This is a genomic window from Halomicrobium sp. HArcel3, assembly GCF_058933135.1.
Genome location: NZ_JBZYDN010000004.1, coordinates 228288 through 251349, shown reverse-complemented (window position 1 = coordinate 251349; position 23062 = coordinate 228288). Strand labels below are relative to the sequence as shown.

General features: G+C 66.7%; 13 protein-coding genes. 7 read left to right on the top strand and 6 right to left on the bottom strand.

From position 1 onward, the window contains the following. Window positions 1-80: 80 nt before the first annotated feature. A complete protein-coding gene (locus tag AC5FRV_RS12950; RefSeq protein ID WP_493561506.1) occupies window positions 81-800 on the bottom strand; it encodes a PH domain-containing protein in 720 nt (239 codons plus the stop codon). 2 nt (window positions 801-802) lie between these two features. Next, window positions 803-2461, bottom strand: a complete 1659-nt coding sequence (locus AC5FRV_RS12945; protein WP_493561505.1) for a CARDB domain-containing protein — start codon at window positions 2459-2461, stop codon at window positions 803-805. A gap of 209 nt (window positions 2462-2670) precedes the next feature. On the opposite strand from AC5FRV_RS12945, the gene AC5FRV_RS12940 reads away from it, so the two are divergent. From AC5FRV_RS12940 to AC5FRV_RS12930, 3 genes are all read left to right on the top strand, one after another. Beyond that, entirely contained in the window at window positions 2671-3123 is a 453-nt protein-coding gene (locus AC5FRV_RS12940; RefSeq protein WP_493561504.1) for an NYN domain-containing protein, read from the top strand. An 85-nt stretch (window positions 3124-3208) separates the two neighbouring features. Continuing rightward, a complete protein-coding gene (locus AC5FRV_RS12935; RefSeq protein WP_493561503.1) occupies window positions 3209-4054 on the top strand; it encodes a TatD family hydrolase in 846 nt (281 codons plus the stop codon). Between the two features lie 128 nt (window positions 4055-4182). Then, window positions 4183-5313 (top strand): DUF7972 family membrane protein, encoded by a 1131-nt coding sequence (locus tag AC5FRV_RS12930; RefSeq protein WP_493561502.1) that lies wholly within the window; start codon window positions 4183-4185, stop codon window positions 5311-5313. A 12-nt stretch (window positions 5314-5325) separates the two neighbouring features. On the opposite strand, the gene AC5FRV_RS12925 is transcribed toward AC5FRV_RS12930, so the two are convergent. The 3 genes from AC5FRV_RS12925 to AC5FRV_RS12915 form a co-directional block, all read right to left on the bottom strand. Further along, window positions 5326-6861 (bottom strand): TrkH family potassium uptake protein, encoded by a 1536-nt coding sequence (locus AC5FRV_RS12925; protein WP_493561501.1) that lies wholly within the window; start codon window positions 6859-6861, stop codon window positions 5326-5328. Window positions 6862-7009: 148 nt separating this feature from the next. Further along, a complete protein-coding gene (trkA, locus tag AC5FRV_RS12920) occupies window positions 7010-8344 on the bottom strand; it encodes a Trk system potassium transporter TrkA (RefSeq protein ID WP_493561500.1) in 1335 nt (444 codons plus the stop codon). 118 nt (window positions 8345-8462) lie between these two features. Further along, window positions 8463-10121 carry a potassium channel family protein gene (locus AC5FRV_RS12915; protein ID WP_493561499.1) on the bottom strand — a complete coding sequence of 553 codons (1659 nt, stop codon included), beginning with the start codon at window positions 10119-10121 and terminating at the stop codon, window positions 8463-8465. Window positions 10122-10381: 260 nt separating this feature from the next. On the opposite strand from AC5FRV_RS12915, the gene AC5FRV_RS12910 reads away from it, so the two are divergent. Both AC5FRV_RS12910 and AC5FRV_RS12905 read left to right on the top strand, forming a co-directional pair. Continuing rightward, a complete protein-coding gene (locus AC5FRV_RS12910; RefSeq protein ID WP_493561498.1) occupies window positions 10382-10831 on the top strand; it encodes a universal stress protein in 450 nt (149 codons plus the stop codon). Next, complete coding sequence (locus tag AC5FRV_RS12905) at window positions 10828-13071, top strand: amino acid permease (protein ID WP_493561497.1); 2244 nt, start codon at window positions 10828-10830, stop codon at window positions 13069-13071. The genes AC5FRV_RS12910 and AC5FRV_RS12905 overlap by 4 nt, the downstream gene beginning before the upstream one ends. Window positions 13072-13206: 135 nt before the next feature. Here AC5FRV_RS12905 and AC5FRV_RS12900 read toward each other — a convergent pair whose 3' ends face one another. Then, window positions 13207-14436: an AI-2E family transporter gene (locus AC5FRV_RS12900; protein ID WP_493561496.1), complete on the bottom strand. Its 1230-nt coding sequence runs from the start codon at window positions 14434-14436 to the stop codon at window positions 13207-13209. 833 nt (window positions 14437-15269) lie between these two features. Between AC5FRV_RS12900 and AC5FRV_RS12895 the strand changes: the two genes are divergently transcribed. Next, window positions 15270-19310, top strand: coding sequence for a hypothetical protein (locus tag AC5FRV_RS12895; RefSeq protein WP_493561495.1), 4041 nt, complete (start codon window positions 15270-15272; stop codon window positions 19308-19310). Between the two features lie 218 nt (window positions 19311-19528). Continuing rightward, the gene (locus AC5FRV_RS12890; protein WP_493561494.1) at window positions 19529-22681 is read left to right on the top strand and encodes a hypothetical protein; all 3153 of its coding nucleotides are present in this window, start codon (window positions 19529-19531) and stop codon (window positions 22679-22681) included. Window positions 22682-23062: the final 381 nt, after the last annotated feature.

Below are 23062 nucleotides of genomic sequence, written 5' to 3'. Positions count from 1 at the left end.
TTCACGGCGGAACGGGATAGAACTGTTCGTCGTTCGAGGGGTCGTCGTCGGAGAGACGGACCTGACGTGACGGCCGTCACTTACGCTTCCGGGCCGGGAACGAGGTCCGCCTCCTCGCCGGTGGTGTCGCCGTGAGACCCCAGTTCCATCCGGATGGTGTCCGCGAACTCGTCGGACTCGTAGATCCCACCGATCGAGACGGCCAGGCCCCCGCCGGAGCCGGACCTGACGACGACGTACCCGATGCCGAGCATGGACCCCCAGAAGGTCCGGCGCTCCTCGACGCCGCGGACCTTGTCGTGGGGCACCTCGTTGCGGACCAGCGAGATGAAGCGGTACTCCACGAGGACGCGCTGGTTCGTCACGTAGTACTTCGTCAGCGTGTTCTGCCAGTACGTGTACGAGCCCGTCGAGAAGAGGTAGAATCCGGCGGCCAGCGCGACGATCGGGTAGACGTACTGGAGTTCCGTGAAGTACAGCAGGTAGATACCCACGCCGAGGACGGGGAACGACGCGAACGCTTTGCTCAGAGCGTTCCGCAGTGCCGGGACGCGTTCGTCGACGACGCGTTCCCCCCGGCGGAGCGTCGGCGCCGAGGGCGCGGTGACGTACTGGACGTAGACGCCGAGGCCCAGGACGAAGAGCCCGAAGACTGCCAGGACGACGCCGGCCGCGGGCGGTGCCGTGGCCTGTCCGTCGGCGATCGGATACTGCGCCTGGAAGGCCGCGACGTACGTCCCGGTCGCGACGAACGGGAGTGCGAGCAGGCCGCTCCATACCGCTGGAAGTCCACGTGCCATGGTCACCCGTTAGTCATCTCGTAGAGGATCCCGATCACCGACGTGGCGATGCCGATCAGCGTCAGTGTCGTCTCGTCGAGCCCGGTCCCCCCACAGGGCGTGAGGATGCCGCGCTGGCAGGACTCGGTCTCCGTCTGACCGGTCGATGACCCATCACTGTCCCCGGGAGCGCCGTTCGATCGGCTGTCGCTGTCGGTGAACGTCGCCGCGGCCGTCGCCGTCTCGGTCTCGAACGGTCCGTGGACGGTGAGCGGGCGCGACTGCAGGGCGGTTTCACCCACCCAGACGCCGTGGTCCGTCTCGCCCGGCGTTGCCAGGACGTCCCGGCGGTCGAGCGCGTCGTGGGGCACGGTGAAGGTGATTGTCCGGCGCTCGTCGACGGGGACCCGAACCCAGGCGGTGTCGACGGCGGAGCCGTTGACCCGGTAGGCGATCTGGCCCTCGAAGGCGGCGTCGGCGACGTTCAGCACCGAGACGTTGACGGTCATCGTCTCGCCGGGGCGGAGGTCGTCGCTGGCCCGGAACTGCTGGACGGCGAGCGCCGACGGGTCGGCGCCCGCGCCGCGTCGGACGAGCACCTCCCCGCCGTCGCGGGAGCCGCCGTCGGCGACGACGGCGTGGGTGTGGGTCGACCCGTTGGCGATAGCCCCGGCGGCACGCTCGAGCCTGTCCGGTCGGATCTCGAAGGCGACACGCTCGCTCTCGCCACCGGCGACGGTCACCCGCTTCGTCGCGATAGCGACGCCGTCGAAGGCGTAGCTCACGTTCCGCGTGATCGCCGACTCCGCGGGGTTGTCGACCGTCCCGAGGACGACGTACGGGTCGCCGCGTGAAATCTCGGTCGGGGCCGCCATCTTCTGAACCGTGAGGTCGACGTCCGGGGTGACGCGGAGCCGCTGGGCGACGCCCGCGCCCGTGGCGTTCCGGACACCGTGGACGTAGGTTCCGGGGTCGAGTCCGGCGGTACTCCCCGTGAACGTAACTCGCGTCGACTCGCCGGCGTCGAGGGAGAGGCGCTCCGAGGTGGCGGTACGGCCAGCGAGCGAGTAGTTGACCCGACCTGTCGCGTCGGCCGTCCCGGCGTTCGTGACGGTCGCCGTCACGGTGACCTCGTCGCCGGCGCGGACGGCTGCTGGCGCGCTGACGTCGGAGACCACGAAGGCCGATTCGGGAGTCGACGACGACGTTCCCACTGTCCCGGCCGTGGCCGTCGACGACGTCGTGGTCGCCGTTGCCGTCGGTGAGTCGGTCGCAGTCGGCGATTCGGTCGACGTCGCGGTCGGTTCGCTGGTTTCGGTGTCCGACGGGGATTCCGCCGACGCTGGGGCCGACGTCTCGGTCGTCGTTGTCGCCGTCGCCGCGGTCGTCGTGGTCGCTGACGCGGTGTCGGTCGCAGTGCCTGATTCGTTCTGTGAGGAGCCGCTCTGGGCGAACACCGGCCCACTCGTTGCGAGCGGCGAGTTCGGTTCGTCGGAGCCGATCGCGCCTGGAACGGCACGGTCAGCGGCGGTCAGGGCGCCGGCGGCAGGCGTCGAGCACACCAGTACCACTGCGGCGATCAGGAGGAACCGGCCACTGACGTGGATTCGGCGACGGGACGGACCGTCCGCGTCACCGCGCTGGTCCGGGGGAGGGTCCAGTTCGAATCGGAGGGCAGACATTTCGGTTCGGTTCGCAACCCCGCGCAGTAGCCGAATAAACGTACTGGTATTCGACCGTTGTCAGGTTTGAAACGGACTGCTTACCACCTGCCTAGTTAACTCCGGGCCGCCATTCAGACGAGGGGAGTCTCAGCCGTCGCCCCGAGGCCGTCGCCGACCGGGTCGTCCCGGACCGAAAGTGGCTAAGCCGCCGCGGTTAGCAGACAGGTATGGGCCTACTGGGCCGGTTGCTCGGCGGCGACGGCGGACAGCCGCGCGTCGGGCTGTACGTCGACGGACCGAACGTCCTCCGCTCGGAGTTCGACGTCGACTTCGACGACCTGCGGGCGGCCGCCGCCGAGTACGGTCGCGTCACCGTCGCGCGCCTCTACCTCGACGAGCACGCGACGCCGAACCTGATCAAGGCCGCCGAGGCCAACGGGTTCGAGGTGGTCGTCACCAGCGGCGACGTCGACGTGAAACTCGCCGTCGACGCCACCGCGGCCGCCACCCGGGACCGCATCGACACCCTGGCCGTCGCCTCGCGCGACACGGACTTCAAGCCCGCACTGGAGACCGCCGCGAACCGTGGAATCAGGACGGTCGCCATCGCGCCCGGCGAGTACGGCCGGTCGGACGCGCTCCAGAAGACCGCCCACGAGGCCGTGACGCTGGACGAGTAACGGAGCCCAGGAGAGAGCGACGAACTGGCGCGTGTCACCGGCCGCCGACGAACCGCTTTTCCCGCCCGCTGTCCCAGTGACTGGCATGGACGAACTCGACACGCCGGTGCTGGACAACCACATGCACCTCGACCCGGTGAACGGCCGGGGCGTCGAGGCCGCCGAGGAGTTCGCCAGGTTCGGCGGGACACACCTGCTCGTGCTCAACAAGCCCTCCTGGAACCTCGTCGAGACGGCCACCGACGCCGAGACGTTCCGCGAGGGGTTCGACCTGACCGTCGAGGTGACAGCGGCGGCCAGCGAGGTGCTGGACGGGAACGCCTGGCCGGTTCTGGGAGTGCATCCCGCGCTGATCTCACAGCTGGTCGACGACGGCTACTCGCCCGAGGAGGCCCGCAACATCATGCAGGCGGGGCTAGACGTCGCCGCGGAGTTCGTCGCGGACGGCCCGGCGCTGGCCATCAAATCGGGCCGGCCCCACTACGACGTCGACGACGCGGTGTGGGACGCCTCCAACGAGGTGATGCGCCACGCCTTCGAACTCGCCGGCGAGGTCGGCTGTGCCGTCCAGTTGCACACCGAGGGCGGCGAGGACTTCACCGAAGTGGCCGACTGGGCCGAGGACGAAGGGCTCCCGCGCGAGCGCGTGGTCAAGCACTACTCCGGCGGCCGTCTCAGTGGACCGGTCAAGAGCGTCATCTCGAACCGTGAGGACCTCGAAGTGGCAGTCGAGGAGGGCGGCCCGTTCCTCATGGAGACGGACTACATCGACGACCCCGACCGGCCCGGGGCGGTGCTCGGGCCGAAGACGGTCCCCCGACGGGTACGCTGGATGCTCGAGGAGGGGTGGGACGACGCCGTCGCGACTGCGCACGTCCAGACGCCGGCGCGAGTGTACGGCATCGACACCGAAGCGACGCTCGCGGACTGAGCCGTTCGGTAACGGTGTGGGCCGGGGAACAGTTGGGGCCTACGCGGAGCGAACTCCTCGTACGACCAGTATCGACCTGGCACGTCGCCTTATGCGGATTAGACGCGTACTGTGTACGCACCCACAGGATGAGTGACGACGACCAGAACATCGCCGAAGAGGGGGCCGAAGCCGTCAGGGACTACACGGAGGACCTCGAGTCCGCGCTGAGCCGGCCCGGCGAGAACCGGGTCAAACGATGGGTCCTGATCGAGGGACGACGGATCGTCGTCACGCTGGCGCTGCTCTGCGCCGTCTTCCTGTTGCTCCTCGGCGGGTCGCTCATCAGACCGGTCCAGCTTCGCGACCTGCTGACGGAGACGGACACGGTGAAGACGCTGTTCAACACGCTTCTCAGCGGTGTCATACTGCTCGTCTCCGTCGTCGTCTCGATCAACTCTATCGTCCTCTCCCAGGAGATCGGTGACATCGAAGCCCAGGAAGAGCGGACCTCGGCCTCCCTGGAGTTCCGCCGCCGGATCGAGGAGTCCATCGAGTCGGACGTGACGCCGGCCCGGCCCGGAGAGTTCGTCCGCGTCGTCCTCTACACGATCCTCCACAAGACCAACGAACTGCAGGGGGTCGCGGCAGACACCGCCAACGACGAGTTCCAGCAACAGGTCGAGGACCTGGGCGAGAAGATTTCGAACGACGTCGAGCGGGCGCGAAACATCCTCGGCGAGGCCAAGTACGGGACGTTCCGGGTGCTGCTGGCGGGGTTGAACTACGACTACGCGGGCCAGCTCCACGCGGTCCGGTACCTGAAGCGGTCCCACGGTGCGGACCTCACTGACGAAGAGGTGGACGCGCTCGACGACCTCGTCGATTCGCTGGTCTTCTTCACGACCGGACGGGAGTACTTCAAATCGCTGTACTACAAGCGCGAGCTCGCCCAGCTGTCGAGTCGGTTGCTGTACGTATCCCTGCCAGTGATCGTGTTCATCTCCTACGTCCTGCTCGCGGTCGACGCGAAACGGTTCCCGGACACCTGGGTACTGGGGCTACCGCCGCTGTTCCTCTTCATCAGTCTCGCGTACTCTATCGCGCTCGCGCCCTACGTCGTCCTCACGTCCTACGTCCTCCGGGCGTCGACCGTCTCGCTCCGGACGCTGGCCGCCGGCCCGTTCATCCTCCGGCAGGGCGACGACGTCGACGCCGTCGACCTCGAGGACTACGACGAAGAGATCGAGTGGGAGTCGGAGATGGCCTCGGACGGGTGACGTCCGAATCCGTCACCGACGCCAGAAGCCGCCCGTAAACAGGGCGAGGACGGGAATTATCTCCAGACGACCGACCAGCATCAGGAACACCATGAACAGCTTGGAGGTCGCCGGGAAGCTGACGTAGCTGCCGAACGGTCCGAGGAAGCCGAATCCCGGGCCGATGTTCCCGAGGGTCGCCAGGCTGGCGCTGGTGGCTTCGAGGGGGGTGATAGCGAGCCCGACCCGACTGGCGTCGAGCGCGAGGAACACGGTGCCGACGACGTACAGCACGAGGTACAGCAGGGTGAACCCGAGAACGCCGCGGACGGCGTCCTCGTCGATGACGTGCCGTCCGAGGCGGATGGGCTTGACCGCTTCCGGGTGGGCCGCGGTGAACAGTTCGCGGCGGAGGACCTTCATCACGACCAGCCAGCGGACGACTTTGACGCCGCCGCCGGTCGATCCGGCCGAGCCGCCGATGAACATCGCGAACAGGAGGACGACCTGCGCGTCCGTGTCCCACTGGGCGAAGTCGCTGGTCGCGTACCCGGTCGAGTTCAGCAGCGAACCCACCTGGAAGGCGGCCTGCCTGAGTGCGTTCTCCACCTGTCCGGCGGTCGTCCCGCCGATCTCTAGCGTCGGGGCCGAACCGAGGAAGAGGAGAACGAATACCACGAGCGTGACCACGACGTTCGCGCCGACGTACGCGCGGAACTCGGGGTCGCCGAGGAACAGGTCGACGTCCCGGTTGAGCAGGTGCCAGAACAGCGCGAAGTTCACGCCCGCGACGAGCATAAAGGGAATCACGAGCCACTGGACCACCGGCGAGAAGTAGGCGATGCTCTCGGCCTGCGGCGAGAAGCCGCCGGTCGGGAGCGTCGTGAACGCGTGGGCGACGGCGTTGTACACGTTCATCTCCGGCGCGACCCCCGAGTAGTGGAGCAGGAGCAACAGGAGCACGTAGAGGACGGTGAACCCGAGGTACACCAGCCAGAGGACTCGGGCCGTCGCCGCGATGCGTGGGGTCAGCTTCTGGAGTCGCGGGCCCGGCGCCTCGGAGTCCATCAGTTGCGCGCCGTTGACCGCAGCCTCCGGGAGGATGGCGATCATCAGCACGATGATCCCCATGCCACCGAGCCACTGGGTCAGCTGTCGCCAGATCAACAGCGCGTGGGAGTGACGGTCGAAGGATATCTCCTCGGTGACCGTCGCTCCGGTCGTGGTGAATCCCGAGGTCGCCTCGAACAGCGCGTTGACGGGGTGAGCCAGCGCCGACTCGGTCCCCCAGCCCGCCACGACGTACGGAACGGCACCGACGACGGAGACGGCGAACCAGGCGAGTGCGACGAACAGTAACGCCTCGCGAGTGCCCAGGTCGTCGCTGTCGTCGACCTGTTCGAGTCCCCAGCCGAGCGCGACCGCGATCGCCATCGAGGCGACGAAGACCAGGGAGTCCTCGCCGTACACGAGACTCGTGAGTAACGGGACGACCATGGCGACCGCGAGCCACTTCACGACGGTCCCGGTGAGTGAGACGCTCTGGCGCCATTCGACGTAGATTGCCATCAGGAATCACCGTGGGCCGAGGGCGACTGCCGGCATAACACAGACACAACGTGTAGGGATCGGGTGATGAATCTGTCGACAGCGGGAAGGTGACTGGATGCGAGGACTCGTGGAGACGGGCGGACGACCACTGTCGACAGTGAGCCGATCACAGCAATCTGGTCGCCTCGTCGATGACGGACGCGTCGAGAAAGCAGACGACGTGGTCGTCCTCGCGGACGACCGTGTCACCGCGCGGGATGATGAACCGTCCGTCGCGCGTTATCGCGCCGATGACCACGCCGGGCGGGAGGTCCTGGACGGACTCGCTGATGGGGCGGTCGACCAGGACGCTGTCGGCGTTGACCTCTATCTCCAGCACTTCGGCCTTGTCGTGCTCTATGAGGGCGACGTTCTCCGCACGCCGCGCGCGGGTGAACCGGGTTATCTCTTCGGCGGTCGCCTCGCGGGGGTTCACCGCGACGTCGATGCCGACGGCCTCGAACAGCGGGACGTATTCGCCGTCCTCGACGATGGCGACGGCCCGGTCGACCCCGAGCCGTTTGGCCAGGAGTCCCGCCAGCAGGTTCTTCTCGTCGTTGTCCAGCGCTGCGACGATGGTCTCGACGTCGTCGATATTCTCGCGTTCGAGAAACTCACGGTCCGTCGCGTCGCTCTCCAGCACGGTGGTCTCCGGAAGGTCTTCGGCTATCTCGCGGGCCCGGTCGGGGTCACGTTCGATGAGACGGGGTTTGAGGCCGCGTTCGCCGAGGAGTCGCGCCGTGTGGTAGCCGATATCGCTCCCGCCGACGACGAGGACGTTCCGGGCGCCCTCGACGTCCGGCGCCACCGCGGTCGCGAACTGCTGGACGCTCTCGCGGGACCCGATGACGACGACGTCGTCGTCGACGCGGATCCGCGTGCTCCCAGTGGGGATCTCCACGTCGCCGTTCCGGATGATGGCGGCGAACGTGAGCGACTCGAAGCGGTCCGCCTCCTGGACGGTCTGGTCGGCGACGGGACTCTCCTCGCTGATCTCGAGTTCGGCCATGTGGACCTGGCCGTCGGCGAACGTCTCGACGTCCCTGGCCGCCGGGAGTCCGATGACGCGCGCGATGGTCTCGGCGGCCAGCAGGTTCGTCCCGACCATGAAGTTCACGCCGAAGGCGTCCGGCGACCCGCGCCAGGTGTCGAGGAACTTCGTGTCGCGGACCCGCGCGATGGTGAAACAGTCGTCGTTGATCGTGTTCGCCGTCCCGCAGGTGACGATGTTCGTCTCGTCGTCGTCCGTACTGGCGATGAGGAGGTCGGCCTCGTGAACGTCGGCTTCGAAGAGCGTCTCCAGCGACGCGCCGTCGCCCTGGACGGCGAGCACGTCGACGTTGTACTGGAGCGACTCGACGCGGTCACCGTCGAGGTCGACGACGACGACCTGGTGAGAATCGGCCAGGCTCTCGGCGATACTGGACCCGACCTGGCCCGCACCGACGATCACGATGCGCACGGTCGATCCCCCCGATTTGACATGAAACCACGTATCCGGTCCCGCCGTGTAAATCTCCCGTTATCCGATCGCGACGCCGAGGGGCAGTACGCGCCCGGTTCTGGTTACTGCGTCGCGGTCACGAGCGATCGACTTCCCGCTCGAAGTCCTGGATCGTCTCGTCGCTGCCGGCGACGAACACCTCGTCACCGGTCTCGATCGTTGTGCGCTCGTCCGTGTAGACGGTCCCGTCTCGCGTGAGGCCGACCACCGTCCAGCCCCGGTCAGGTCGGCCGCGGGCGTCTGCAAGCGACTCGCCGGTAAAGGCCGTCGCGTCTGCCCGGACGAGACGGATCTGGCTGACCGGATCCATCACTCGCTCGCCGTGGACTTCGGCCGCAGCCAGACGGGCGCAGACCCGCTGGACGGAGAGGACGTAGTCCGCGCCGGCCCGGAACGCCGGGGAGGCCTTCTCGGCGTCGGTGACGCGAGCCAGTATCTCCACGTCGTCGGAGAGCGATCGGGCCATCGCGACGGTCAGCAGGGCGGTCGCGTCGTCGTCGACCGTGACTACCAGCGCGGTGGCCTCGTCGATGCCGGCGGCCCGGAGCGTCTCGGGTTCGGTGACGTCCCCGACGACGTCCGGCTTCGCTCCCTCCGAGTCGTCGATAGTCGTCACGTCGACGTCGTCCGGAAACGCATCGACTGCCGCCGTCCCGCCCTCGCCGGCACCGGCGACGAGGATGCGGGAGTGAGCCGTGGCCTTGCGCGCGCGGACGCCCGACACTTCCCCCGTCAGTTCGTCGATTTCGTTACTTGGCCCGGCCACGACCAGGACGGTGTTGGGCGTCAGTCGGTCCGATGGAGACGGGGGCATCCGTAACTCTCCGTCGAACCAGCCGGCGACGAGCGTGAGGTCCGGGTGCGCCGCGAGGGGAGAGTCCCGGACTTCGACGCCGTGGAGCGGACTGTCCCGGCGAACGAGAATCTCACGGATGGCGACGGGGCTCTCGCCGGCCCGGGGCTCGACCGTGACGGGCGTCGTCGCTTTCTCCGCCAGTCGCCGGCCAATGAGCGCGTGGGGTGCAACACTCCGATCCACGCCGATTTCCGCGAGGGCTGCCTTCCGGCGCGTCGACGCCGTGAAACTGAGCACCCGCAGGTCATCGTTCGCTTCCAGGGCGGTCAGCACGACGCTCGCGGTGCTCTCGCCGGCGTCGGTGATGAGGAGTGACGCCCGCTCGATAGTGGCGCGGTCGAGGTCTTCCCGGTCCTCGGGGTCGCCGTTGATCGCCTGGTAGCCGTCGTCCGAGAGTCGCATGGCTTCCGTCTCGTCGGACTCGACGAGGACGTAGTCGACGTCGAGCGCTTCGAGCTCGTCCAGCAAGACCTCGGTGTCGCGCTGGTACTCCGCGACGACGACGTGGTCGTTCTTGATCGTGAGTCTGTCGTCGAGATTGAGCGGGGTGCGTTCGAACAGCGGGATGACCAGCACGCGGAGGGTGATGAACCCGATGACGACGCCGGATACCTGCATGGTCGCCACCAGCACGTTCATCACCGGGGTGGCCCACGGCGAGTCCGCGCCGTAGCCCGTCGTCGTCATCGTCTCGATGACCACGTTGAACGCCTGGAATATGTTCCTGTCTCGACCCTCGAGCGTTGTCACACCGTAATGGTACACGAACGTGAAAGCCAGAACGACTGAGACGAGACCGACGGCGTAGACGACCAGCAGTCGCTGCCGGCCCGTGAGGTCCCGTGGACTGCGTACGTCCAGGTCGCGAAGTTCGCGCATTCGATAAATCTCCGGTTGGTCATCAGTAACACCGGTAGCCCCTAAACCCTTGTTCGCGAGCGAGCGGCCGCGAGGACGTCTCGCCCGGTGTCGCTCCCCGGCTGGCAGTGACGACGTCTAGTCCGAACGACCTTCTGACGTGCGAGGCGGAACAGTTACGTTCGGCGGAGACAAGCGAACGCACATGTTAGCGCCCGCCGGCGACGCCAGCACAGTGGTATCGCATCGCCGACAGGCAGTCCCCCGCTCCGAGGAGGCCGATGACTGAGCTCCTCAACCGGGTCCTCCTACCGGTGGCACAGGAAGAAGACGCCGCCACCACGGCCGCGGCCGTCGAACCGTATCTCGACGGCGAGATAATCGCCGTCAACGTCGTCGAGAAGGCCGGCGGCGCACCGGACAAGGCCTCCGTCGAACAGCGCGAACTCGAGGCGGAAGCCGCGTTCGACGCCCTCCGGGACCGTCTCGGCGATATCGAGACCGAGATACGCTACGGGACGGACGTCGCCGACACCATCTTCGCCGCCGCCGCCGACCACGACGTGTCGAGCATCGTCATCACGCCGCGGGGCGGGAACCGGCTGGTCCAGCTCCTGACGGGCGACGTCGCCCTGACGCTCGTGACCGAATCCGACCGGCCGGTCGTCGTCCTGCCTGACGACGAGGACGGAAGCGAGAACGAAGAGAAGAGCGGGGGTGGGGCCGCGTGACGGACGAGGAACTCGCGAAGGACCTGGGTCTGTTCTCCGCGTTGAGCATCGGTATCGGGACGATGATCGGTGCCGGTATCTTCGTGCTGCCGGGCGTCGCGGCCCAGGAGGCGGGCCCCATCGTCGTCCTCTCGTTCGTCGCCGGCGGCGTCATCGCGATGGTGAACGCCCTGTCGGTCTCCGAGCTCGGAACGGCGATGCCGAAGGCGGGCGGCGGCTACTACTACATCAACAAGGCGCTGGGGCCGATGTTCGGCTCCATCGCCGGCATGGGGGACTGGATGGGGCTGGCGTTCGCCTCGGCCTTCTACTGCATCGGCTTCGGCCAGTACCTCAACGTCTTCCTGCCGTTGCCGGAGGTTCCCTTCCTCAACTCCTTCCAGGTGGGCGCGCTGCTGGCCGGGGCCGCGTTCGTCGGCGTCAACTACATCGGTGCCAAGGAAACCGGCGGCATCCAGACGGTCATCGTCTTCGTCCTGCTCGCGATCCTCACCGCGTTCGGTATCGCCGGCCTCACGACGTTCGACTACGCGACCCTGGTCAGCGAGGGCGGCCTGGCGCCGTTCGGTACCGGAGCCATCCTCCCCGGCACCGCGCTGGTGTTCGTCTCCTTCCTCGGGTACGCCAAGATCGCGACGGTGGCCGAGGAACTGAAGAATCCCGGCCGGAACCTGCCGCTGGCCCTCATCGGGAGCGTCGCCCTCGTCACGGTTTTCTACGCCGTCCTCGTGTCGGTCATGCTCGGTGTCATCCCGTGGCCCGAACTCAGTGAGGAGGCCCCGGTCGCCCAGGCAGCCGAGGTGGCCTTCCCCGCCGGATTTGCTGGCGCCGCGGCCATCGTGATGACGGTCGGAGCCCTGCTGGCGACGGCCTCCTCGGCTAACGCGTCCATCCTCGCCTCGGCGCGGATCAACTTCGCGATGGGCCGGGACAAGATCGTCACCAACTGGCTCAACGAGATCCACCCGCGCTTCGCCACGCCGTATCGGTCCATCCTCGTCACCGGAATCCTCATCATCGTGTTCATCGGTGGGCTGGGACAGGACATCGAGATCCTGGCGAAGGCGGCCAGCGTGCTCCACCTCATCGTCTACGCCCTGATGAACGTCGCGCTCATCGTCTTCCGTGAGGCGGACGTCCCAGAGTACGACCCGGACTTCACCGTCCCGCTCTACCCGCTGACGCCGATCGCGGGCGCGTTGCTGTCGCTCGGGCTGGTCGCGTTCATGGACAGCATCGAGATCGCCCTGTCGGGCGCGTTCGTCCTCGCAGCGGTCGTCTGGTACTTCCTCTACGCCCGCACCGAGACGCCCAAGCGGGGCGTGCTCTCGGACTACATTCTCAGCCGGGCCGACGAGATGCCGGACCCTGCGGTCAGCGCCGCTGCGACCGTCCAGCCCGACGGCGGCACCTACCGCGTGATGGTTCCGCTCGCCAACCCCGAACACGAGAAGGAACTCATCGAACTGGGCAGCGCCATCGCCAAACAGCGCGGCGGCACCGTCGTCGCAACCCACGTCGTCACCGTCCCCGACCAGACCGCCCTCGCGAGCGCGGCCGACCACGTCGAGGACCTGGACGCCGACTCCGAACGTCTATTGCAAAGCGCCCGCGAGGACGCCGAGACGTTCGGCGTCCCCGTCGAGACGCACACCATCGTCTCCCACCAGTCCTTCGACGCCATCTTCGACGCCGCCCGCACCCACGCCGCGGACCTCGTCGTCATGGGCTGGGGCGAGGACTCCCACGGCTCACCCGGCCGCGTGGAGTCGGCGTTCGACGACATCACCGAGACCATCCCCTGTGACTTCCTGGTGATGCGGGACCGCGGCCTCGACCCTTCGCGCGTCCTCGTCCCGACCGCGGGCGGCCCGGACTCCGAACTGTCCGCCGCCATCGCTCGCATCCTCCAGCGCGAGTACGGCTCCGAGGTTACGCTCCTGAACGTCAACGACGACGAGGCCGCCGGCGAGGCGTTCCTCGCCGACTGGGCCGCCGAGCAGGACCTCGAGGACGCCACCCTGCGCGTCGAACGGGGCGACGTCGAGCGAGCTATCGAGCGGGCGAGCGACGACGCGACGCTGCTCGTCATCGGCGCGACGGAAGAGGGACTGCTCAGGCGCCTCGTCTCTCGGTCGATGGTCCTCGACGTCGTCGACGACGTGGACTGCTCGGTCATCATGGCCGAGAAACACCGCTCGCGCGGCCTGCTCGAACGGCTCTTCGGCGGGCAACGGTAGCCCCGACAGTCCCGCGGGCTTCGCGGTCGTTGCGCACCGGCGTTCGACCCTCGGTACGCCCGCGCCCCGTCGTACCCGGCCATGAGAAGGGGCGGATTGCGGACGTGGAACCGACATCGAGGGGAGACGCATCGGTCAGTCGTCGGTCCGCTCCCCGGCGGTGCCCGACTCCGACTCCTCGCGCGGCCTGAGCATCGCCGACGGAATGCCCCGGAGCACGCCGCTCGGCGATCGGACCGGGGACGACTCGCCCGGCCGCGCGGGCCCGGACTCCCGCTCCGGGTGAGCCAGCCAGGGGACGACGATGCGAGCGAACTCGAAGACGACCACGAGCACCAGCGGTCCCAGGAAGAGGCCGTACCAGCCGAACAGGAGCGGCCCGACGATGTAGGCGAGCATGATGGCGCCGACGTGGAGCGAGCGCCCCGAGACGTAGGGCCGGAGCAACTGGTCGGGGATGTAGTCGATGACGACGATGGACACTCCGGCGAACAGCACCGGGAACCACGCCGTCGCGGGGTCGGTCACCAGCGAGTCGACGAGCAAGATGACGGCGATGGGGATCCAGACCAGCTTCATCCCGATGACCGGTATCAGGCTCGCCACCCCGGTGAGCAGTCCCAGTAAGACCGGCTCCGGAATCGAAACCACGTCCGGTGCGACGAGATTGAGTGAGAGGTAGACGACGGCGCCGAGCACGCCCGTCACCATCGCGTTGAGGATGTTGCCGAAGTAGACGTTCTTCAGGTCCCGGTCGACCGCCACGAGATAGCGCTCGACGACGCTGCCCCGCGGCGCGAACGCGTCCCTGGCCCACGACGCCGCCCTGTGGTCGTCCCGGAGCAGGTAGAAGGCGATGACGAGAACGATGAACAGCTGGAGAAGGACGTTGAACAGCAATACGAAGGTCCCCAGCAGCGTCGCGAAGACCTCTCCGACGCCGTTGCCCCCAATGGCCGTGACCTGTTGGGGGTCGGCAGCGATCTGTTCGGCGGCGACGATCAGGTCCGCCTGGAGCGTCGAGAGGTCGACGTAGGGTTCGACCATCTCGGCGAGTTCCTCGAACCCGGTCGAACTCAGCAGGTCCAGGAGCCCCTGGATGGCGATGGCCGCCGTCCACCCGGTGAGGAGCAACACCGGCAGCGCGACCGCGAACAGCGAGACCACCACCGCCAGCATGCGGTTGCCGACCCGTCCGTATATCCTGTCGAACACTGGCCGGGTGACGTAGTAGGCGAACAGCCCGAGCATCACCGCGCCGACGTACTGCCACGCCACCCACAGGAAGGTCACCAGCAGCAGGAGCGCCACGACCCAGAGGACGAGCCTGTCCCGGCGAAATTCGGTGTCGAGCGAGACGCTCACCCTGACCACCCGTGGGAGCCATCGCTGTTCGCCCGGTGAGAGCGGAGCCAGTCGGTGCGCATTCGTAGAACACCTGTCAGGACGGTCGTCTGATATCTAAGCGTTGACCCCAGCTCCGTGCGCAATCACGCCGCATACGTACCACTGGTGGCCCAGTTCCCGACCCGGTCGGCGACGCGCGAGGATAGCACGCCGTGACGGCGTCCGCGGGCGCCAGGCTACCATCGCGCCGTGCGAGCAGATCACAGCAGGCAGGAGCGCGCGCTCGTCGGGGACGGCAATCCAGGTGAGACGGCGAACTGGCGCCGTCGACCATCGGTAGGACGACCCAACAGCCCCGGTACGCGATAGTTTCCGGCCGGGCCGCTGTGACTGGGCCGTTCCCGAATCAGCGCAACCCGAGAGACGACGGGTCTTCCCAGCCGTGTTCGATCGGGCAGGGAGTGGTACGAACTCCGCAAGCGCACGTCACCAATCGACGACCGACTGATTACAACCGCGACCGGAGACCGGGCAACGAATCCGGAGACGGCGACCAGACAGGCCTCCCGGCCGCGAAAACGGCCATACCGGGGTAAGCATTCGTTTCCTCGCGTACCGGAACCAGGATTCGGCATCTCGATCGTAGCGTCGCTCCGCGGCGTTCGGTCTACTCCGGTGACTGGCACGACGACGGACCGCCAGTCGCGGATCGAAAATCCGGCAGTCACCAGTCCGTCGATGCGAGTGGTAACGCAGGTCAAATACCGCGACCCCGAGCGCGTAACGGGCGTTACGACGAGTATCGGCCGCGTATAACAAATCCGGTCCCAGTATTCCGAACTTTCCAGAGGATGGACTCCGGAGACCTCACAGACGGCGACAGGTATCGTTGGAATTCTCCCGCGGTCCGCGCGAAAACGATCGCTTTCCTGCTGGCGGTCGTGGTCGTGATCGGCACCGGTGGAACCGCCGCCGCGGTCGGCGGAAGTTACGGGGCTGCACCCAGTGAAACCTCGGAACTGGCCGGGCCCGCGAACCCGTCAGCCGCCAGCGACGACGTGGGCGCGGCGACGGCGGAGATGGACGCCAGCGCTGGTGGTCCGCCGACCGGACTCGTCGATCTCGGCGAGAACCAGACCCGGTTCGACGACGAGGCGGGCGACGCGGAGTTCGGCCGTTCGATCGCGAGCGGTGACGTGAACGGCGACGGCACGAGCGACGTCGTGATCGGTGCGCCGGGCGCCGGCGGGACGGGAGCGGCGTACGTGTTCTACGGGCCGGTCGACCCGTCGACCGTCTCCGCCGCCGATGCGGACATCGTCCTTCACGGCGAGGAGGCGGGCGACCGGGCGGGCGCGGCCGTGGCGAGTGGTGACGTCGACGGCGACGGCGTCGACGACCTCGTAATCGGCGCGCCCGGCGCAGACGGGGACGGAGCGAACGCCGGCGCGGTCTACGTGGTCCGTGGCGGCGAGTCCCTGACCGGTGAGCGGGCCCTCTCGACGGCCGACGCGACCGTCGTCGGCGACGGGGCGGGCGACCGACTCGGCCACGCCGTGGCCGCGCGAAACGGGTCCGACGACCGGGCCAGCGTCCTGGTCGGTGCCCCGGGAACGGACGACGACCGTGGGACCGCGTACGCGTTCTCGGCGTCGATACTCCACGATTCGGACGGTGGCACCGCCGCGGAGGTGGCGGATGCGTCGTTCGTCGGTGAGGCCGACGGCGACAGGGCCGGCTGGGCCGTCGACTGGGGCGGCGACGTCACCGGCGACGGGACGACGAACGCGCTGATCGGTGCTGTCGATCACGACGCGGACGCGGGCGCACGAGCGGGCGCGACGTACGTCGTCGAGATCCCCGCCGAAGGCTCGATGGCACTCGACTCGGCCACCGGGAAGATCGTCGGTGCCGCGGCGGACGACGGCGCCGGGTTCTCGGTGGCCGGGACCGGCGACGTCGACGGCGACGGCGTCGGCGACGTCGCGGTCGGGGCGCCGTTCAACGACAGCGCCGGTGACGACGCCGGGGCCGCCTACGTCGTCGCCGGGGGCGAGGACCTCCGGGGGACGGTGACGGTCGAACGAGCCGCGATATCGGTGTACGGCGAAGCGGCCGGCGACCACACCGGCTGGTCGGTCGCCGGTGCCGGCGACCTCGACTGTGACGAACGGTCCGACGTCGTCGTCGGAGCGCCGTACCACGACGCCGACGGTGCGACTACCGGCGCGGCCTACCTCCTCTACGGCGGGTCCGACAGCGACGAGTTCCAGGCAGCGAAACTCGTCGGCGAATCGCCCGGAGGGCAAGCTGGATACGACGTCGCGACCGCCGGTACCGCCGACGGAACCGACGCCGACGGCGTCCTGGTCGGCGCGCCGGCCGCGGGGAACGACTCCCAGGGCGGTTCGGCGTATCTGGTCTCCGGCGCCTGCGAGGCCGACCAGTCGACCAGGGACGACGACGATCCCGCCGAAGCGGAGTCGTCCGAGCAGCCGAACGCCGTAGACACCGAGACGGAGCGTGTCGACGGGGCCGAGGCCGGCGAGGACGGGGCCAGGGACGATACTGGCGGTGACGACCGGGACGACGCCGACGGTGACGGTGACGAAAGGACAGACGAAGAGAGCGACGAAGCCACCGACGTCGACGACGACGGTACCGACCGGAACGTCGACGAGGATGACGCTACCCCCCGCGATGCCAGCACCGAGGAGGGTGACGACGACGGTAGTGGGGACGAACAACGCGATGGCGACGACGAGACCGAAGCCGGAGACGAAGACCCGGGCGACGACGAGGGTCCGGCGGAGTCGCCCGAGGACGACGAGGTTTCGACTGAATCACCCGGGAGCGGGACCGACGACGAGACTGAGTCGACGCCCGACGGCGGGGATCAGTCGAGTCAGTCCCAGCGACAGGGAATCCACGTCACCCAGCGTCAGTGTCAGACCCAGACCGGTGACGGCCAGCAGGACCAGCATCAGGAACAGGGCGTCACCGTCGACCAGCACCAGGACGGCGACGTCGGCGAGTGGTACCAGTCACAGGACATCTACGTCGACCAGAGCCAGTGTCAGTACCAGGGTACGGGGTCGGGCAACGACCAGTATCAGCGCCAGTCTCTCGTTATCCGCTTCGCCAGCCAGCGCCAGGGCGAGGGCGGAGACTGGATCCAGACCCAGCGCTCGTCTGGCCGGGCGAACCAGTCCCAGTCCCAGAACCAGGACCAGGAGGGCGATGGCCAGTCCCAGCGACAGATCCAGCAGTTCACCGTCACGTTCCTCAGCCAGGACCAGGACGCCCCTGCCGGTGCGGACGACGCGAGCCAGTCCCAGGAACAGACCGTCCACGTCGACCAGGACCAGGAACAGGGTCAGGAAGCGGGCGTCGACCAGCGCCAGACGCAGGTCCAGCACGTCTCGGTGGTCTACGCGGGCCAGGAACAGGTCCGCAGCCACCAGCAGGGACAGTCACAGCGGCAGTCGGTGAACAGCACTCAGCGACAGGCCCAGGTCCAGACCGCCAACGCGACGAACCAGTCGCAGGACGGGAGCGTCGAGGTAGCCCAGGGCCAGCGACAGAGTCAGAACGGCACCGACGGAGCGCAGGCGCAGAACCAGACGGTAGCGGTCGACCAGGATCAGAACCAGTCACAGAACAGTTCCCTGGTCACCCAGACCCAGCGCCAGAACCAGTCGGTCGTCGCCGCCCAGTCGGGGAACCAGTCCGGCGGCGGGAATCAGACACAGAACCAGACGGAAAACCAGACGCAAAGCCAGAACCAGTCGGTCGAATCGGGAATCCAGCAGTCCCAGAACTACACGGACGGGACCGGTGAGGAGACGCAGAACGCGACCTTCGACGGCGCCCAGAATCAGACCCAGAACCAGTCGGGGACGGGGACCCAGCGTCAGGAACAGTCGATCTCCGCGGACCGGAACCAGAGCCAGAACCAGACCGCGAGCGACCTCGCGGACGGCCCGGAGGCGAACGCGACGAACGGATCGCCGAACGCGTCGATGAATAACTCGACGGCCGAGTCGATGGGCAATTCGACGAACGCGTCGATGGGCAATTCGACGAACGCGTCGATGGGCAATTCGACGAACGCGTCGATGGGCAATTCGACGGTCGAGTCGACGGACGAAGCGACCGATGGAACGTCGAACACCCCGGCTACCGCATCGCCGGACAGCGAACCGGGTCCACGGTCGAACAACTCGACCGAGTCCGTCACCGCGACTAGCACGGAGACGGTGACGAACGGGTCGGATGCCGAGGCGACGGCGCCCCCGCCAGCGACAGATTCGGCCGCCGAGGCGACCGAAACGACGGCGCCGTCGGGCTCGACTCCCGTGTCGGCACCGACACCGTCGGACGAACGCACGACTGAGACACCTGCCGCGACAGATGGAGACGCTTCGGCGACGGAACCGGGCACGACTCCCGAGCAGACGCCAGCCGCGACCAGCGAGCAGACGTCGCCAGAGCGCGATACGTCGACGGAGACGCCGCTACCGACCGACACGCCGCTACCGACCGACACGCCGACGGCGGCAGAGACGTCGACGACGACGCAGACACCGTTACCGTCTCCCCCAGAGACACCGACGGCGGTCGTGACTCCCACGGAGACGCTTACCCCGTGGAACACGTCGACACCTGCGGGGACGGTCTCGGCTACAGACACGCCGTCCGTGACAGTCACACCGCCGGCCACGCCCGTCGACTCGTCGCTCTCGACGCCCTCGCTCACGGGGACCGACGCGCCAGACGGAACTGCATATCCGGTGACGACGCCGCCGACGTCCGTCAGAACGGCCGAGACGTCGACGGCTGCATCGACCGCACCGGGTGCGAAGACGACTGCGAACGGTGGGACGGCCTGAACACGGAACTGCGGTGTGCCTCTGAATCGGTTCGTCCGCGGACGTTAGACGAGGAATATTCAGACGAAGCGCGCCGGAAATGATTGGTAAGGTTTCATATATGCCCGTAACGGCCGTTACCGCCGGCGGTAACGGTCGTTACAGGTCGAATTCCCGATTATAACAAAACAGGTGTCGGAGCAAGCACACTCCCGGTAGGGTTTCCTACTGGAAACACGATGACATCGAGAACCACAAACGCCAGGCGCCTCCTCACAGCAGCCCTCGTCCTCGTTCTGGGCTTCGGGATGCTGTTATCAGGCGTCGGCACCGTGTACGCGCAAAGTGGATCGTGCCAGGAACAGATAAACGTCGTCTCGGGGAGCCAGGACTCCGTCCAGAACGCCTCGGGAGACACGAACGACCAGCAGGGGACGGCGACGGTAGACGGGGACCTGCTACAAAACCAGGAGTCTGACGGCGATGGAAGCTGTCAGGCGCAGGCCCAGACGCTCTACTACCAGCAGAACCAGGAGCAGTGGGTCATCGCCGGTGAGGACAACGACCAGGCCTCCGGACAGGGTATCGTCGTCTTCTACACCCAGAACCAGACGACGACTGGTGACGACAACGACCAGGACAGTTCCCAGAGCGGCGGCGTCGGACAGGAGGAGATTCAGTACGTCATCCTCGGAGACGATAACGAGCAGGTGAACGCACAGGCCGCCGCCCAGCTGCTCGAACAGTCCCAGTCCATCGGCTCCGGAACCGGGAGCGATAACGTCCAGAACGCCGAACAGGACGATAACAACATCAGTCAGTTCCAGGTCCAGCTGTCTATCGCCGGTGACGACAACGAGCAATCGGGTGGCCAGGGCGCGGTGCAGGTGTTCACCCAGGAGCAAGACGTCGACGACGGCGACGAAAACGATCAGAACGCCGAGCAGAACGACAACGACATCGGCCAGCAGCAGGTCCAGCTGACGATTCTGGGCGACGACAACGAACAGGTCGCTGACCAGGACGCCGAACAGGACTTCGACCAGGAGCAGTCCGTCGACGACGGCGACGACAACGAACAGAACGCCGAACAGAACGACAACGACATCGGCCAGCAGCAGGTCCAGCTCGTCCTCTTCGGCGACGACAACGAGCAACTCGCCGAGCAAGACGCCGAGCAGGACTTCGACCAGGAGCAGTCCGTCGACGACGGTGACGGCAACGAGCAGAACGCCGAACAGAACGACAACGACGTCGATCAGCAGCAGGTCCAGTTGATCATCGGCGGTGACGACGTCGATCAGACGTCCGACACAGACGCCGAGCAGTCCTCGGACCAGGACCTCGAAATCGACGACGGTGACGACAACGACCAGGACGCCGAGAGCGAAGAGGACGCCGAACAGGACACGAACCAGCAGGCCGACGGCGACTTCAGCGAACAGGACGCTGACCTGGAGAGCGACCAGGAGAGCGACCAGGAAGCGTCGGTCGACGACGGTGACGACAACGAACAGGAATCCGACAGCGACCAGGACGGCGAACAGGACGCGAGCCAGGACACGGACGGCATCGCGAACGACCAGGACGCCGACCAGGAGAACGAACAGGAGAACGAACAGGAGCAGGAAGTCGACGACGGTGACGACAACGAACAGGACGCCGACAGCGACCAGGACGGTGAACAGGACGCCGACCAGGAGAGCGACGGTGCCCTGAACGACCAGGACGGTGACCAGGAGAACGAACAGGAGAACGAGCAGGAACAGGAAGTCGACGACGGTGACGACAACGAACAGGACGCAGAGAACGACCAAGGTGCCGACCAGGAATCAGATCAAGAGTCCGATGGCGTCGCGAACGATCAGGATGCCGACCAGGACGCTGAGCAAGAGAACGAACAGGAACAGGAAGTCGACGACGGTGACGACAACGAACAGGACGCCGAGAACGAACAGGGCGCAGCCCAGGAGAACGAGCAAGACTCCGACGGTGTCCTGAACGACCAGGATTCTGACCAGGACGCTGAACAGGAGAACGAGCAGGAGCAGGAAGTCGACGACGGTGACGACAACGAACAGGACGCCGAAAACGAACAGGGTGCAGCCCAGGAGTCGGACCAGGACGCTGACGGCGCCCTGAACGACCAGGACGCCGAACAAGACGCTGAACAGGAGAACGAGCAAGAGCAGGAGGTCGACGACGGTGACGACAACGACCAGGACGCCGAAAACGAACAGGGTGCAGCCCAAGAGTCGGACCAGGACACTGACGGTCTTGCCAACGACCAGGACGCCGACCAGGACGCCGAACAGGAGAACGAGCAAGAGCAGGAGGTCGACGACGGTGACGACAACGAACAGGACGCCGAGAACGAACAGGGCGCAGCCCAGGAGAACGAACAAGACTCCGACGGTGTCCTGAACGACCAGGATTCTGACCAGGATGCCGAACAGGAGAACGAACAGGAGCAGGAAGTCGACGACGGTGACGACAACGAGCAAGACGCCGAAAACGAACAGGGGGGAGAACAGGAGAACGAACAGGAATCAGACGGCCTCCTCAACGGTCAGGAGTTCGATCAAGACGGTGAGCAAGAGAACGAACAGGAGCAGGAAGTCGACGACGGTGACGACAACGAGCAAGACGCCGAAAACGAACAAGAGAACGAGCAAGAGAACGAGCAGGAGAGCGACGGTTTCGCCAACGACCAAGAGAACGAACAGGATAGCGAACAGGATAGCGAACAGGAACAGGAAGTCGACGACGGTGACGACAACGAACAGGAAGCCGAGAACGAGCAAGAGAACGAACAGGAGAACGAGCAAGAATCCGACGGTCTCCTGAACGAACAGGAGAACGAACAGGACGCTGAGCAAGAGAACGAACAGGAACAGGAAATCGGCGACGGTGACGACAACGAACAGGACGCAGAGAACGAGCAAGATGCCGAGCAAGAGTCGGACCAGGACGCTGACGGCGCCCTGAACGAGCAGGACAGTGAACAGGACGTCGAACAGGATAGCGAGCAGGAGCAGGAGGTCGAGGGAGACGGTGAGGACAACGACCAGGACGCCGAACAGAGCAGCGACGTCGAGCAGAGCAGCGACCAGGACGCCGACGGCGTCGACAACGAGCAGGAGTCCGACCAGGACGCGGAGACGAATCAGGAACAGAGCCAGGAGACCGACGGTGACGACAACGAACAGGACAGCGAACAGAGCATCAGCATCGATCAGGAGTTCGAACAGGACGCCGACGGGGACGAAGAGCAGTCACAGTCTTCGGACGTGTCGGTAGACCAGTCTCAGGATCAGGAGACGAGCGGCGACGACAACGACCAGGACCAGAGTCAGTCGACGACGCTTACGACGAGCCAGACGCAGGACTGAGCGAGAGCGGTCGCCGGGCCGGTCCCGGCCACCACTCCGCGGTCCGTTTTCTTTTGCTGGCGTACGAACCGGACGTCCCCAGCGTAGTGTTCTCGACGAGTCGTCGGACAGGATCTCGCAGCCAGCGACCCCGGCGACGTTCGAAGCCGGTCGCGAGACGTCGTCGTCCCGGAGATACCCATGCAATGATCGGCTTAACTCCGTCCATCGGGGGATCGGCGTGTCAGTTCCCGACGCCGAAAGTACCGACGACAGCCTGTTTGCGGCCGTAAGAGCCCCCATACACTACTGCACGGACGTTTGATGGATGCTTCCGCCCGAGTAAGTGTCAATTCGTTATCTTTTAAGCCACCGGCGTTCGGACCGACCCAGTGAGAGTAT